Source organism: Ruegeria sp. AI3, assembly GCF_056541245.1.
In genome coordinates this window covers 280,674-295,302 of the sequence record NZ_JBQFYA010000002.1, presented here as the reverse complement: position 1 = coordinate 295,302, position 14,629 = coordinate 280,674, and the positions used below count along the sequence as shown (strand labels likewise).

At 56.5% G+C, this 14,629-nt stretch carries 13 protein-coding genes and 1 pseudogene; 9 read left to right on the top strand and 5 right to left on the bottom strand.

The window, feature by feature from the left end; all coding sequences use genetic code 11:
* Nucleotides 1–2 precede the first annotated feature (2 nt).
* Nucleotides 3–1,223, bottom strand: a complete 1,221-nt coding sequence (locus ACRZ95_RS05265; RefSeq protein WP_170677462.1) for an amino acid permease — start codon at nt 1,221–1,223, stop codon at nt 3–5.
* Nucleotides 1,224–1,663: 440 nt separating this feature from the next.
* On the opposite strand from ACRZ95_RS05265, the gene ACRZ95_RS05260 reads away from it, so the two are divergent.
* The gene (locus ACRZ95_RS05260; RefSeq protein ID WP_170677464.1) at nt 1,664–3,268 is read left to right on the top strand and encodes a Na/Pi symporter; all 1,605 of its coding nucleotides are present in this window, start codon (nt 1,664–1,666) and stop codon (nt 3,266–3,268) included.
* A 160-nt stretch (nt 3,269–3,428) separates the two neighbouring features.
* On the top strand, nt 3,429–3,836 hold the full coding sequence (locus ACRZ95_RS05255) for a c-type cytochrome (protein WP_480554609.1): 408 nt from the start codon (nt 3,429–3,431) through the stop codon (nt 3,834–3,836).
* Nucleotides 3,837–3,851: 15 nt separating this feature from the next.
* On the opposite strand, the gene ACRZ95_RS05250 is transcribed toward ACRZ95_RS05255, so the two are convergent.
* Nucleotides 3,852–5,009 (bottom strand): cation:proton antiporter domain-containing protein, encoded by a 1,158-nt coding sequence (locus tag ACRZ95_RS05250; protein ID WP_170677466.1) that lies wholly within the window; start codon nt 5,007–5,009, stop codon nt 3,852–3,854.
* 200 nt (nt 5,010–5,209) lie between these two features.
* Between ACRZ95_RS05250 and ACRZ95_RS05245 the strand changes: the two genes are divergently transcribed.
* The 3 genes and pseudogenes from ACRZ95_RS05245 to ACRZ95_RS05235 all read left to right on the top strand — a co-directional run.
* On the top strand, nt 5,210–5,659 hold the full coding sequence (locus ACRZ95_RS05245; protein ID WP_170677468.1) for a phasin family protein: 450 nt from the start codon (nt 5,210–5,212) through the stop codon (nt 5,657–5,659).
* A gap of 57 nt (nt 5,660–5,716) precedes the next feature.
* Nucleotides 5,717–6,124 carry a universal stress protein gene (locus ACRZ95_RS05240; protein ID WP_170677470.1) on the top strand — a complete coding sequence of 136 codons (408 nt, stop codon included), beginning with the start codon at nt 5,717–5,719 and terminating at the stop codon, nt 6,122–6,124.
* Between the two features lie 111 nt (nt 6,125–6,235).
* A pseudogene (locus ACRZ95_RS05235) lies at nt 6,236–6,781 on the top strand (DDE-type integrase/transposase/recombinase); the annotation flags it as partial.
* A gap of 24 nt (nt 6,782–6,805) precedes the next feature.
* Here ACRZ95_RS05235 and ACRZ95_RS05230 read toward each other — a convergent pair.
* A complete protein-coding gene (locus tag ACRZ95_RS05230; RefSeq protein ID WP_480554607.1) occupies nt 6,806–7,237 on the bottom strand; it encodes a hypothetical protein in 432 nt (143 codons plus the stop codon).
* Nucleotides 7,238–7,706: 469 nt separating this feature from the next.
* On the opposite strand from ACRZ95_RS05230, the gene ACRZ95_RS05225 reads away from it, so the two are divergent.
* From ACRZ95_RS05225 to ACRZ95_RS05210, 4 genes are all read left to right on the top strand, one after another.
* Nucleotides 7,707–8,438 (top strand): sulfotransferase-like domain-containing protein, encoded by a 732-nt coding sequence (locus ACRZ95_RS05225; RefSeq protein ID WP_170677472.1) that lies wholly within the window; start codon nt 7,707–7,709, stop codon nt 8,436–8,438.
* A complete protein-coding gene (locus tag ACRZ95_RS05220) occupies nt 8,435–9,361 on the top strand; it encodes an aminotransferase class IV (RefSeq protein WP_170677474.1) in 927 nt (308 codons plus the stop codon). Before ACRZ95_RS05225 ends, ACRZ95_RS05220 begins: the two co-directional genes overlap by 4 nt.
* 297 nt (nt 9,362–9,658) lie before the next feature.
* A complete protein-coding gene (locus ACRZ95_RS05215; RefSeq protein ID WP_480554605.1) occupies nt 9,659–10,585 on the top strand; it encodes an aldose epimerase family protein in 927 nt (308 codons plus the stop codon).
* 2 nt (nt 10,586–10,587) lie between these two features.
* On the top strand, nt 10,588–11,871 hold the full coding sequence (locus ACRZ95_RS05210; protein WP_170677478.1) for a cytochrome c peroxidase: 1,284 nt from the start codon (nt 10,588–10,590) through the stop codon (nt 11,869–11,871).
* Here ACRZ95_RS05210 and ACRZ95_RS05205 read toward each other — a convergent pair.
* Together ACRZ95_RS05205 and ACRZ95_RS05200 are read right to left on the bottom strand one after the other, a co-directional pair.
* Nucleotides 11,865–13,376 carry a CRTAC1 family protein gene (locus ACRZ95_RS05205; RefSeq protein ID WP_170677480.1) on the bottom strand — a complete coding sequence of 504 codons (1,512 nt, stop codon included), beginning with the start codon at nt 13,374–13,376 and terminating at the stop codon, nt 11,865–11,867. The genes ACRZ95_RS05210 and ACRZ95_RS05205 overlap by 7 nt on opposite strands.
* Nucleotides 13,366–14,583 (bottom strand): ROK family transcriptional regulator, encoded by a 1,218-nt coding sequence (locus ACRZ95_RS05200; RefSeq protein WP_170677482.1) that lies wholly within the window; start codon nt 14,581–14,583, stop codon nt 13,366–13,368. The genes ACRZ95_RS05205 and ACRZ95_RS05200 overlap by 11 nt, the downstream gene beginning before the upstream one ends.
* Between the last annotated feature and the right edge of the window lie 46 nt (nt 14,584–14,629).

Here is a 14,629-nt window from a genome sequence, read left to right as displayed (position 1 = left end):
AGTTAGAGAAATCCAGATCCGAAAAGCAATGCACTGGTGATCACTCCAAGGATCGGTACCACAAGAGGAACGCGGAAGTGTTTGGCGGCCTCGTCCGGCTTCATCTTCAGCAGGATCAGCGAGACATTGACCAGTACAAAGACACCGAGAACGATCTGAGACGTGCGCTCTGCCAGAGTACCAATCGGTATAGTTTGGGTCAGCAAAACGATGGTTGCGACGACCAACAAAGTAGCGACAACAGGTGTCTGAGTTGCTTTCGGGACAATCGCCAGATCCTTCGGCAAATGGTCACGGTCCGCCAGGCCGTAGATCACCCGTGAGGCCATGATCATCTGGATAAGTACTCCATTGACTGTCGCCACAATCGCGACTGCGGAAAAGCCCTGTTTGATCACCTCGGGCGCGTTTGAAAACACAAGCGCGAGGGGCGCTGCAGATGTCGACAGAACATCGATCGGAACAACAAGTAGAACCGTCATTGAAGTTCCCAGATACAACACGGCCGCCAGAACGAGCGTAAGTAAAATCGCTTTTGGGATCGTGCGGACGGGGTCTTTGACCTCTTCTGCGACATTGGCCATGTCCTCGAAGCCAACAAATGCAAAGAAGGCGAGGAGTGATGCTGCGAAAATGCCTCTCCACGCGTCGATTTCAAGCGGGGGAAGCATCGAACTGATCTCGTATCCCTGCCGATCCTGAATCGACATACCCCAGCCAATCACAAAGAGAAGGCCTGCGATCTCGATGATCGTAATGACAGCCGCAACAAAGACCGACTCAGTGATCCCCCAAAGCGCGATTAGACCCATGATCAAAACGACGCTGATGGTCAAAACAGGGATCGCAAAACCGGTTAAAGCGTGCAGGTATGACGCCGCGCCAATTGCAACTGCAGAAGCAGAGACAATCCCCGAAGCTGCGACCGCGAGCCCGACGAAAACCGCCATCCATCTTTTCCGAAATCCGGCTTCAACATAGGCAGCTTCGCCTGCGCTGACGGGAAATCGTGTTGCGAGTTCTGCATACGAAAGCGCGGTGAGTGATACGACGAGCGCGGCTACAACGAACGAAAACGCTGCAAACGGTCCGGCAATGTCTGCTGTCGCGCCGACTAAAACATAAATGCCCGCTCCGACCGTTACCCCAAGGCCATAAAGCGTGAGCAAAGGCGTAGTAAGGGCTCGACGGAGTTTCTGTTCGTTTGGATCAACAGAGTTCATTAGCGATTTCCACCAACTGCCCATTCAGAATGTCGTCTGTGGCGTCCCTCCCAGTTTTGTCCGTGATCGGCGGAGCGGCGCGATCCGATGGTCAAAGCTGCACCGAATGCCTTGTATCTCAACGTCTGGGCGCATCGGACGCCAATAAACTAACTGGGGGCTCGCCACCACTTCTGCCGAGCCCCCAGTGGGTGGAACTTCCACTCCTTCAGAATTCCGTTCACCTTTGTGTTTGCTTGGGGACAGACCGGTGAACGTAGAACAAGCTGAAACATTCGTATTTCACTATGTGATTCCTATTGGTGCTTTGATCTATGTCAATCAACTCGCGGTCGCCGGTCTGCGAGGCTGAATCCCAACCAACTGTCGTTTGCCGTCGAACTTAAAGGCATAGCAAACATGTCAGGCGGTTTGAGATTTAGGGTGGAAGGCAATTCGCAATGCTCTGGAACCTGTTACCAGCACTGGGCGGCATCGGCCTGTTCCTTATCGGCATGCTGTTGATGACGGACGGTTTGAAGGCGTTGGCAGGGGCGCGATTGCGAGATATTTTGGGCCGGTTCACGTCGACACCGTTTACCGGGGCGATAACAGGCGCGGTCACGACAGCTGCGATCCAGTCTTCCAGCGCGACGACTGTCGCAGCCGTCGGATTTGTCGCGTCTGGCCTGCTCACCTTTCCCCAAGCGCTTGGGATCATCTTTGGGGCCAATATCGGAACGACCATGACAGGTTGGCTCGTCGCGCTCTTGGGGTTCAAGCTGGACTTGGGGCAAGTGATGTTGCCCGTTGTTTTTGTTGGGGCTTTGCTGGCGCTTTCAGGAAAAAAAGCGGTTGCCGGCCTTGGGCTGGCGTTGGCTGGATTCAGCTTGATTTTTATTGGGATCGAGCAGCTCAAGTCCGGGCTGGACGCCTTTCGCGGCGTAGTTACCCCAGCCGATTTTCCACCTGACACATTGCTGGGCAGGCTGAAGCTTGTATTGATCGGCGTCCTTATCACGATGGTGACGCAGTCTTCGAGTGCTGGTGTTGCAACGGCATTGGCTGCGTTGAGCGCAGGTGCCGTGAACTTCCCTCAAGCAGCAGCTCTCGTCATTGGAATGGACGTGGGGACAACTTTCACTGCTGTTCTGGCTACCTTGGGTGGGGGCACGATGGCGCGTCGAACCGGTTTTGCGCATGTGATCTACAATGTGATGACAGGAGCAATGGCATTTTTTCTGCTGGGGCCGTTTACTTCGGTCTTTGTAAGTGGGACGGGGGCCGGAAACTCACTGACTGCGCTTGTCGCGTTCCATAGTTTCTTCAACGCCATAGGCGTAGCGCTGATCTTGCCGTTCGCGAAACCCTTCGCCAGATTTATCGAGGCGCTCGTACCCGACAGAGGTGCTGAGTTGACGAGGTCTCTGGATCCGCTCGTTCTTGGGGTGCCGGAAATAGCGGTGGATGCAGCAAAAGCTTCAGTCGAACAAATTGCTAGGGCCGAAGTGGCGCACCTTCGTTCATGTATGGGGGCATCTCAGCCAAGCGGAGCCGACTTTGGGCAGGACAACATTGAGACGGCTGTTTCTGAGGCGCGCTCGTACCTAGACAAGATTGAACTGCCAAGCAGGTCCGAGGCAGAGATATCCAGCATCAAGGGTATGTACCATGTCCTCGATCACCTTGACCGGCTGCTTTACCGGTGTAGCCAAGATGATCGGAAAAGCGAGTTACCGAAAGACCGGCGTTTGAAGCGGCTCGCTTCGGTGTTGATTACAGCAACGGATGGCTACTTGGAGATCGACAATCCGGTGCAGTGTGAAAACACGCTGAACCGTCTTCGCCGTTTTCTGCGGCGACAGAGGAAACTTCGCAGAGACTTGCTCATTTCCGACGCGGCAACTGACAATCTGCCGGACGACGTGGTTTGGGCTCGGCTGGATGCCCTCAGATGGTTACATCGCGTGTCTTATCACCTCTGGCGAATTCGTTGGCATTTGAACGCATTGGAACGAGAGTCGCCTGGGCGCAAGGGTGGTGAGGTCAATGTCGAGCTGGCGTAGTTGGAGGCCGGCCTGGAATGGCCTTGGCACGTGCCCAAACGCTGTTCGACCGAAACGCCAATCTTCGTGCCGAAGGGTGCAACATGAGCAAGGTCAAAGAAGTTTCTTAAGGATGCGGTTTAATAAGATCTGTATCCGGGGCAGCAAATTGGAGGAGCATATGCAGATTGTTCGCGGGATTTTACTGGCACTGTTCGTCACGGGACCTGCGCTGGCACAGGACGTCAGCGTCGATGAGGGACGTGATTTGTACCGGACGTATTGCTGGCAATGTCACGGTTTCGAAGCGACTGGAGACGGGCCGATGGCCGAAATGATGGCTATTCGAACGCCCGACCTTACCAAATTGGCGGGCCAAAACGACGGTGTGTTTCCGACAGATCGCATAGCTGAACAGATTGATGGTCGTTCACAATTGCTCGCCCATGGGGGCGAGATGCCGATCTTTGGCGCGGTGTTTGAAACAGACCAACAAATCGCGGTGGCTTTGCCTAACGGGCAACGAATGATGGTTGGCCTGCCGTTGGCGAATTTGCTCGCCTTTTTGGACTCGATCCAAGCCGACTAGTCACGGACCAATCTGCTAGTCCGTATCAGCCGTGCGTCTGATTGACATGAGAGTCAGTGGCGGCCCCAACACTTCGAAGGCCACAGTGCTGGCAAGAGTAAACGCCATGATGGACGATGCCCAGTTCGGAAATTGCTCTCCGGCAACGAGGGCCATTCCTACCGCGACACCAGCCTGTGGCAACAAAGCGGGGCCGTACCAGCGGGTCTGATGGCGAGGCAGGCCGCCCAGTCTCGCTCCGCAATACCCTCCGACAAGACGGGCCACGGCGCGTAAGATCAGGAAAAGAGCACCAGCCCAGCCCATCAAGCCGAAGGCTTCGATATCCAATGTGGCGCCAGCCAACAGGAAGAACAGGATCATGAATGGCCACTGAATGTGCTCGATCTCATGAAATGCACGGTCGTGATGGCGGGCAAGATTCCCTATGACGGCCCCCGCGACCATGCCTGCTACCAAGAATGAAACCTCCAGCCAAAGCGCGAGGCCGGCTGTAAGAAAGACTATACCCACTGCTTCTGCCTGCATTGGCTCTCCCGGTTTCAAGCGGCCGGTCAGGTAAGCGGATGGCGCGCCTAGTGCGATACCCAACAAAATAGCCCCTCCGAAATCCCACATCGCTGTGGTCGTGACGGTTGCCCAGCCATCCGAATGACCGGCCAGAACCAGGGCGATACTGAATACGATCAGACCCCAAGCGTCATCAATTGCGACGACGCCCTTTAATGTCTCGGTGAAGCTGTTGGACACCCCAGATTGCTTGATCACGTCTGTCATGGCGGCCGGAGCTGTAGCTGTAGCAATTGCGGCCAGCACCAATGCCAACCCGAAGGGTACGCCGATTGCGGTCAATCCAGCAGACACGATAACAAGGGTTGCAACCACGATTGAAATCGAAATCGTCAGAATGGCTCGGCCGTGCCGAACCAGGTTCTCGCGGGTCAAAGATCCTCCAAGAAGGAACGCGACCATCGTCAAGGCCACGATGGAAATCTCGTCGAACCACATTGCAACGTCGAGTGGGATCAACCCCATTCCGGCGTTTCCGGCGATCAGACCGAGGAAAAGTAAGGTTGTAACACGAGGAAGATGCGTGGCCCGGCCAAGTTGGTCAGCCGCCAATCCGGCAAGGAAGAGGACACCAAGGGTAATCAGAAAGCCGGCAATGTGCATAGAAAACCAAGCATTTAGTTCTTGTCTAAACTATTCTAACTCCAACACTGCCTTCTAGGAACCGATGTCGGAGAGAATGCGGGTGTCCCGTCGCAGCTTAGGCCGAAGACCTGAAGAATAAGGGATATTGATCTGTGTTAAGGCGACGGCGCGCCGCAAGTGGCACAATAACTCATTCAGGAAATGAGGAGGAACATTCGATGCCGACAAAGAAAACTAACACAAACAGCCCGACCTCACTGTTGGATGTTTTCAAGCAAATGCAGCCACCCATTTCTGGCAATCCAGCCTTCGGAGCCCAGATCGAACAATTTTGGGACGCGCAAGAAAAATTGCTCGAAGAAACTGAGGCCTTTGCACAGCATTGGTTCGAACGGCGTCATGAGGCGGTCCGGACGGCTCTACAAGCTGCACGCAAAGTGTCTTCCGCGAACCCGTCCGATCCATCGAAAGCCTTTCAGAGCATGGCGGAATGGCAGCGCCATTCGGCTGAACGGTTGGTTGCAGACGCGCAGGAATGGTTCGAAACCGTTTCCCGTTGTGCATCTTATGTCGCTGAAACAGAAGCTGAAGCTGTTGAGAAAACAGTTGGTGATGTTGCAGCTGCTACAAAGAGCGCGGGGAAATCCTCGAAATCTGAGCCTGTGTAGGGTGCCTGCTGCCGAAAAATTATACCGAAATCATCCGAGCAGTAGATAGGAGGTCAAATGTACAAGAATATCCTGATCCCGGTTGCTCTGGACAAAGAACACGACACACAAGCATCGTTTGAGGCCGCGCGCCAATTGGCTGATGCCGACGCTGTTTTCACCGTTGTGCACGTCCAAGAACCTATTCCGGCATATGTAGGGTCTCAGATTCCAAGCGAAGTGCTGGCACATACGCGGCATGAGATATTGGAAAACCTGAATCAGACTGCCTCTGAAATTTCAGACGCGAAGGTACAGCTCATCTCTGGGCACGCGGGTAGGGCTATCGTTGACTTCGCAAATCAGAACGACGTTGATTGCATCGTCTTAGCGTCACACAAGCCAGGATTCGAGGACATATTTCTAGGCTCCACTGCGAACAGAGTCGTGCATCATGCCAAGTGTTCGGTTCACGTAATTCGGTGATCCAAAGCTAGCGATACGAGATTCTTTTGTAATGGCCCCTTACTTGCTGAACCAAAATAAAGGCTTCTCAGAGGAACTTGTCTTGAGTCGGGTAGGGGGCTTTTGTAGCCCCTGCTCGTGAAAAGACGAGTTCCCTTCAAGTGTTATAAAACCAGCCCAGAAATCATTCTCTTGGCGGTAATGCTACGTGTTTGGTTTCCTCTGTCGCTTAAAAATGTGGGAGACCTGATGCGTAAGCATGGCATCGAAGTCAGCCACAAGACCGTGCGGTAGTAGCGGAACTGGTTTAGCCCGATTTTCGCATCGGAAATTCGGAAAAAACGGATCCAGCAGTTGCGGGCATACCCAAAATTGAAATGGCATGTCGACGAAGCGTTTGTTTAGATCAATGGAAAGCGGCTAGACCTGCGGAGCGTCATTGATCACGAAAGAGAGGTGTTCGAAGCTGTCGTTACCAATCGCCGAACCAGGCGGAAAGCATAAAAAATAGTAGAGAAATTTTGGAAACGCTACGGTGTTGCGAAGAATGTGGTCACGGATCGTTTCGTATCATATCGGGCAGTTCTCAGGGAACTTGGTGCCAAGGGAAAACAACAAACGAACAGGTGGCTCCACAATCGCGTTGAGATTTCGCACCTTCCTTTCCGACGACAAGAATCCGATTGCCGTTACTTAAACTTGTCAGCTTGCGTCGGGTTGGTTTTCCGGGCGCGCCTGATCAAAAGCGGTAAGGGACAGCGCGTGTTTTTCGATCTCGAACAGTCGCGGAAAGTGTGTCATGTTCACCCCCCAGCGATGCGCGTTATAGAGCTGGGGGACAAGGCAGATATCGGCGAGGGTTGGGGTGTCTGTGAAACTGAAACGGGTGTTTTGCGGCAACAGCGCCTGGTAGGCGGCAAACCCTTCGGTCATCCAATGGTGGAACCAATCGGTTTGTCCGGCAGAGTCCATTCCCATTTGAGATTTGAGGTAGGTCATGACCCTCAGGTTGTTCACCGGGTGGATGTCCATCGCGATGGTGTGTGCGGCGGCTTGGACGCGCGCGCAGCAGGGGTTGGGGTGGAAGGAGCCGAAGTTCTGGCGCGATGGCCTCCAGATAGTCGATGATTGCAAGCGATTGGGTCAGGACCCGGGCCGTCCTCAAGAACCATGGTCGGAACACCCTTGCCAGGGTTGAGCGCGGTGTACCCGGGTTCGCTTTGCTTTCCGGCGACCAGATCGACCGGGCATTAATCGTAGCCGACGCCCTTGAGGTACAAGGCGATGCGAACCCGGTATGAAGTCGTTGAGCGCCAGTAGGAATGGAGTTTCATGTTATCATCCTGTAGTTGTTCCAAGGTTGTTGCATTTGCAGCGAAATTCAACTCGAAGAAAATCGACGCGAGTCTGGCGTTCTTCCGAGGTCGGTTTCAGTAACCCTCTGAACACTCGATGTTGACAAGGTAGGGGTGTTGCTATGACAAGCAGAAGGGGGTGCGCGAACTTGAAGTTGTGTCCTTATGTGGCGGAAGAACATGCTAAAACTTCGTGCTGCGGCGTGCCTGCGATAACATCTGTCAACCCGATTGAGGGGTCTTGAAAAATGAACATAGCCTGCTGGTCTGGCCCCAGAAATCTGTCCACTGCGATGATGTATGCTTTCGGCGCGCGCGAGGACTGCGCCGTCTGGGATGAGCCGTTCTACGCGGCCTATCTGGCCGAGACCGGGCTAGATCATCCGATGGGAGATCGGATCATCGCCGAGGGTGAAACGGACCCCCTTCAGGTCGGACAGGGTTGCGCAGCGCAGCCGCCAGAGGGCAAGGCGCATATCTACCAGAAACACATGACGCAGCATATGGTTTGGGGCTTGGATCAGCCCTGGATGGATGGGCTGAAACATATCTTTCTGATCCGCCACCCCGCGCGTGTGTTGGCCAGCTATGCCGCAAAACGCGAAAACCCGACGCTTGAGGATATTGGTTTTGTGCAACAGGCCGAGATCTACAATCTGATCTGCGCTCGAACCGGGGCAGGGGTGATCGTCGACAGCTATGACATTCGTCAGGCGCCCGAACGGATGTTGCGAAAACTATGTGCGGCAATTGATCTGCCCTTTGACCCGGCCATGTTGTCTTGGCCTGCGGGCGGCCATCCCTCGGACGGCGTGTGGGCCAGCCACTGGTACGGGGCCGTACATGCCTCAACCGGTTTTGCGGGCGCTGAGGGGGCGCTCCCGACCTTGCCGCCCGCGCTTCAATCCATATGCGACGCGGCAATGCCGTATTATGAGCGGCTCAGGTCGGATGCGCTTGTTCTGGAAGGTGATGCATGACAACCGAACTCTCAACCCATGACGCGGAATACGATGCCCGCAACGAGGACCTGAAAATCTGGGTCGATGGCGTACTGGTTCACAAGGATGAAGCCAAGGTCTCGGTCTATGATTCCGGCTTCATGCTGGGCGACGGCATGTGGGAAGGGCTGCGGCTCTATGATGGATGCTGGGCCTTTTTTGACGAACACATGGATCGGCTGTTTGACAGCTGCAAGGCCGTGTCTCTGGACATCGGCAAAACGCGTGAGGATATTCGCGAGATTCTGGACGCCACCGCTGCCGCCAATGGTGCGACAACCGATGCTCACGCGCGGCTGATGATCACACGCGGTCGCAAGGCCAAGCCGTTTCAGCATCCCAAGCTTTCGCGCTGGGGGCCGACCATCGTGGCCATCGTCGAACACTCCAAACCCGCCGAGGCGCTGACCGCGCGGGGGATACGTTTGGCGACTGTGCCCCAGGTGCGGGGGTTGCCGACCAGCCAGGACGCGAAGTTCAACAGCCACTCCAAACTGAACTGTGTCATCGCCTGTTTGCAGGCGGAACAGGCAGGCGCGGATGAGGGGCTGATGCTGGACCCGCATGGCTTTGTGAACACCACCAACGCCTGCAATTTCTTTATCGTGCGCAAGGGCGAGGTTTGGACCTCGACCGGGGACTACTGCATGAACGGGGTGACGCGGCAGAAGGTGATCGACCTGTGCCGCGCCAATGACATACCGGTTTTCGAAAAGAACTACTCACTCTACGAGGCCTACGGTGCGGATGAGGTGTTTCTGACCGGCACCTTCGGCGCGCAAACCCCAGTGGCCGAGATCGACGGCAAACAGATCGGAGAGGGCAAGGCTGGTCCGATGACATTGCGGATTCGCGCCCTCTACAAGGAACTGGTCGCCCGGAACGTGGCCGCGCAAACGTGATCCTTGGCCAACCAGCGGGGTCGTGATCGCGCTGTTTGAAGTGCCCTGCCTCAAGGAAAGTAAGTGCAATTTAGTGCGGACAAAAAAGCAATTTTCATCTGGTCTAAGCGTTCAACAATATCTATGATAGCGCTAACTCTGAGGCGAGAGCAGCCGCCATTCAGACGTAACGCTAAGACATCCGCCGCCTTGGGTGGAGTTGGGACCTGTTCGGCGGTCTTATGAGCGCAATAACTTGGGCCAGTCTTCAAGACTGCCACTGGATAGGGTCTGAGATGTCGTGGCCCGCTGGCGAAAATGGGGGCGGATTTGCAGATCGAACAGGCGCGCTTGCAGGACAGAAACATGTCCGTCAGCCTTCTAAACTATGGTGCGATCACCCAAGGGTGGTGGATAGATGATACCCCGTTGATCCTCGGATATGACGATCCTCAAGCCTATCTGCGCGATCCCTTCTATCACGGGGCAATTGTCGGGCGGGTCGCGAACAGGATAAAGGGCGCAGGCTTTGATCTTGCAGGCATGCGATACCGGCTGGACCCGAACGAGGGTGCCAACACACTGCATGGCGGGGCCGAGGGCCTGTCTCGCCAAGTCTGGATCCTACAGCAGCTCTCGGATCGTGAGGCGGTGATGAGCTATCTCTCCCCGGATGGCGAAGGCGGCTTTCCGGGCGAGGTCAGGTTTGAGCTGCACGTCTCGCTCAGTTTTCCCAATCTGACCTATACCATCACGGCCCAGCCGGACCGACCAACGCCGATCAGCATTGCGCAACATAACTACTATACACTTGGCAGTCCCGCAGGCGTTGAGGATTTTAGCCTCCGAATAGATGCCGGGCATGTGCTTGAGACCGATGCGCAGGGTGTGCCAACCGGCAACCTGCAAGACGTACAAAACACGGCGCTAGATTTCACGCACCCGGGCCGCCCGCGCAAAAACCTCGATCATTTCTACGTGTTCGACAGCGACCGCGACGCGCAGCAGCCAATCGCCACGATTGACGCCGCAAATGGTTTGGGATTGCACGTATTCTCCGATCAGGCCGGGGCGCAGGTCTATTCTGCTGGTTCATTGGGGGCCCCGTTTCACGCAGGCGCTGGTCTGTGTATTGAGCCATCAGGCTATCCCAACGCGCCCAACATCAGCGCGTTCCCCAGCATGGTTTTTTCACCTGAGCGGCCCTATCATCAGACACTTACGCTCAAACTCACAGGGACTTAGGCATGAGGGTAGTTTCGGCGATTGGAATGATGGGATTGGCCTCGGCCGCACAGGCGCTGGACCTTGGCCCACCTCCTGAATTCGCGGAACCTGATCTGGCCGTTGTCGATCTGGGGCAGTTGCTGTTTTATGACCCCATCCTGTCCGGCAACCGAAACATCAGCTGCGGGTCCTGTCACCATCCGCGTCTAGGAACGTCCGACGGGTTGTCTCTGGGCGTGGGTGAGGGCGGCATCGGGCTGGGAGTGACACGTGCTTTGGACCCCGAAAACCGCCCGGAACAACGCATTCCTCGCAACTCTCCGGCCTTGTGGAACCTTGGCGCGGATGAGTTCACGGTATTCTTCCATGACGGACGGCTCGAGGCTGACCCGAGCCGCCCGAACGGCATCCGCACTCCGTTGGGAACGCATATGCGGCCGGGGTTCAAATCCGCCCTTGCGGCGCAGGCTATGTTTCCGGTGCTGTCTCCGGACGAGATGGCCGGGCATTACTCCGAGAATGAAATCAGCAAAGCAGTGCGTCTGGGTCTGCTGGCGCAAGAGGGCGGGGCCTGGGACCTGATCGCCGCGCGTGTCGCAGCCATTCCCGAATACCAGACACGGTTCGAAGACGCTCTGCCGGGCGAGGAGATCACCTTTACGACGATCGCCAACGTGCTTGCAGATTTCATCGCCTTCGAATGGCGGGCCGACAACAGCCTGTTTGATCAGGCGATGCGCGGAGAGGCAGAGCTGCCGCCCGAGGCGCAGGCAGGGTTGGATCTGTTTTACGGTGAGGCGGGGTGTAGCGCCTGCCATTCCGGATGGCTCCAGACGGATCATGGGTTCCACGCCATCGCGATGCCTCAGATCGGGCCGGGTAAAGGTGCGCGGTTCGAAAGTCACGCGCGTGACGATGGACGCATGCGGGTGACCGGTGAGGCCGGTGACGCCTTTGCCTTCCGCACGCCGTCACTGCGCAATGTGACCCTGACCGCCCCGTATGGCCATAGCGGTGCCTATGCCGAGTTGGAGGATGTGGTGCGCCACCACCTTGATCCCGTGGGGTCGTTGCAGCGGTATTCGCTGGAACAAGCACGTCTGCCCGAGTTTCCGGGTGCAGATGATCAGCGGGCCTTGATTGAGACGACCGAAGCAATCGCCGCCGCCAACAGCCTGGTCCCGGTTGCGTTGAGCGACGATGAGGTAAACGCGATCCTCAGTTTTCTGAACACCCTTGAAGATCCGGCCCAAAGGCTTGGTGTTCCCGAAACCGTTCCCAGTGGGCTTCCTGTGGATCAGTGATGGAGGCGGATGATCTGGTTGGCGTCATACGCCTGCCAGTCGCTTGTGGAGCCATCGGGCCAGATCATCCGAAGCTCGATCGTCTCGGCCGATGCCAATCCGAAATGATGCAGGCCTGAGGTCCCCCCGGCATGGCCTCCGCCAATGGTGATCTCGCGGGTCTGCAGGCCAGACTGTGTTCGCATCTCGATAAACCCGCCCACCGCAGCACGGTTGGAGGTGTTCTGAGAGACATCGACAAGAACCCAGTTTCCAGCGTTAGTTGTGTTCTGGTGAACCTCCAACGGCGCGCCCCGGTTGACGACAACCAAATCCAGATGGCCATCATTGTTCAGATCGGCCAAAGCGCCGCCGCGCGACTTGGCCATCGAGGCCACGCCCGCCTCGGCAGCGGCTTCGACAAAGGTGCCATCAGGCTGTTGCAGCATCAGGTTGTTCGGGTCGTTCAAGGCCGCGACCGGCATCTGTTCGACATTGCCCTTTGTCACGAAAATATCGTCCAGCCCGTCGTTGTTGGCGTCTCCGAATTGCGCATGCCATCCAGTCGAAGGTCGCCCATCGCCGCCCACATGCGGTCTGTGCGCGGTGGTGCCTTTCTCATAGGTCGCATCGCGCCAGGTGGGGCTATCGTTGGAGGGGTCAAACACCTGAAACTTCTGGTCGCCCATCGACGTCAGGTAGACATCGGAGAACCCGTCCCCCGTGAGATCGCGCGAGGCGATCCCCATTCCCCAGATCGAATAGGGCAGCCATCCGTCGTCTTCAGTGTACAGCCGCGGTTCAGCCTCCATCGCCCAGAGTTGCTCCTGCCCGCCGCGCACGTAGTAGTGGCGATCATTGCTGACCCGCAGATCCGCCCGACCCGTGCGCGCCCAGTCGGAAAACAGGATGGACAATGAACAATAGCCCGGCTCTAGCAGTGACGGCGCCCCGTATCCTGATCCTTCGGGGCGAAAAAGGAGCGTCGGACCGCATGTCTCGAACGGGCCCTCAGGGTCAAAACGGTCGACATAGGTTCCGAAGGCCAGCGTTGGCAGCGTCTCGCCGTCCTCCCAAGTGGCCGAGAAACCAGTGGTCCAATGATCATCTGATTGAAAGTTCAGATCGGCAAAAGGGGCAAACTGACAGTCAGGTTGTCCGCGCAACAAAAGGTCCTCACCAACCCTCAGAACCGCCAGATCCTGAAAGCCGTCGCCGTCGATATCCAGTGGATAGGCCCCGGTCACACCGGTCAGTGACAGCGCCTCTGGCGTTTCGACGCGGAAAGAGAGATCGCCGTCCGAGGTGTTGCGAAATAGTTGGGACGGGTTTGATCCTCCTGCAGCGAAGAGGTCGGGCAGGTTGTCGCCGTTGCAGTCGAACACCGCCACGCCTCCGCCCACGAAATGTTCCCACCCGCCGTCATAGACATGCGCGGCAACCTCGATCTGCTTAAAGCTCGGTACGGGCTGATCGGCCGCAACAACTGTAGCGCTTGCCAGTAGGAGGGCGCACTCACGATGCATGGGTCGGCATCTCGCGTATCTTCAAGGTTGAGACCTGTTCGATGGCATAGGCAATTGCGCCTTTTGCCCACATGGTGTCATCCCATTGGTTGACTTTTATGTCGGGCAGGGGGGCATCCACCTTAACGACCCCCTCGCGTATCCTCTCCATCACACCTTCGGAATAGAGGTGTTGAAAGCTGATCTGACTGCCGGAGATGATAATGCATTCGGGATCGAAAAGGTTGATCAGGTTCGAAACGCCCATGCCGAACATCTGACCGGCCCGGTCTAGCACGGACAAGGCATGTTGATCACCGGACTGCGCGTTCTTATGCAGATCGGCAATGGTGATCTGGTCGCGATCCTGACCGTGAATCGAGGCCTCTCGGATCAAGGCGTATTCCCCGACATAAGCTTCAAGACATCCGTGCTGGCCGCATTGGCAGAGCGCGCCATCCAGTTGCACCTTGGTATGGCCAAATTCAGCCCCGCATCCGCGCTCGCCCCGGTAGAGCCTGCCGCCCAGCACGATCCCTAGGCCGACGCCGTGTTCTATCGTTATGACAAGGAAGTTCCGCAGACCTTTGCCTAACCCGAACAATTGTTCCGCCTTTGCAACAAGATTGGCGTCGTTTTCAATGAAAACAGGACAATCAACCTCTTGCTGCAGAAGCGGGCCAAGGGGCACGTTCCGTTCCGAGATCGAGGAGGACCAATGGACAAAGTTATGCTCGGCATCAATCAGGCCCGCGATCCCGATCGAGACGCCCGAGATATCCGACATCGCAATGGACGCAGCCGCGCAGGCTCTTTCCAGCGCCTTTCGGATGGTTTTGGCAAAGTCGAGCGGGGTCATGCAGGCCTCGACCAGCGGGTATTTGATCGACGCTATCTCAAGACCTTCGAAATCTGCGATCAGAACCGAGACATAGTGGCGTGTGACCTTGAACCCCGCAATCAGCAGTGATCCACCGTTCAGCTTGAGCAATACACGGGGCCGCCCGCGCCGTGGGGACCCTGACTGCGGGTCGCCTTCAACCTCATGGATCAGCCCCGCAGACAACAGGTCTGCCGTTGCAGTGGTGACGGTGGCGGGGCTGGTCTGCAAAGCACCTGCAATATCAATGCGCGAGATCGCCCCCTTGCGGCGGATATGCTCCAGCACGCGCAGCCGCGTTACGTTCCGCTGCTCGGTAGAGATAGAAGAGGCTTTGTTTTTCAGCATCTTGCCCTCGCGAATCTCATCTTGGCATTCACCTTAGTCAGAATCT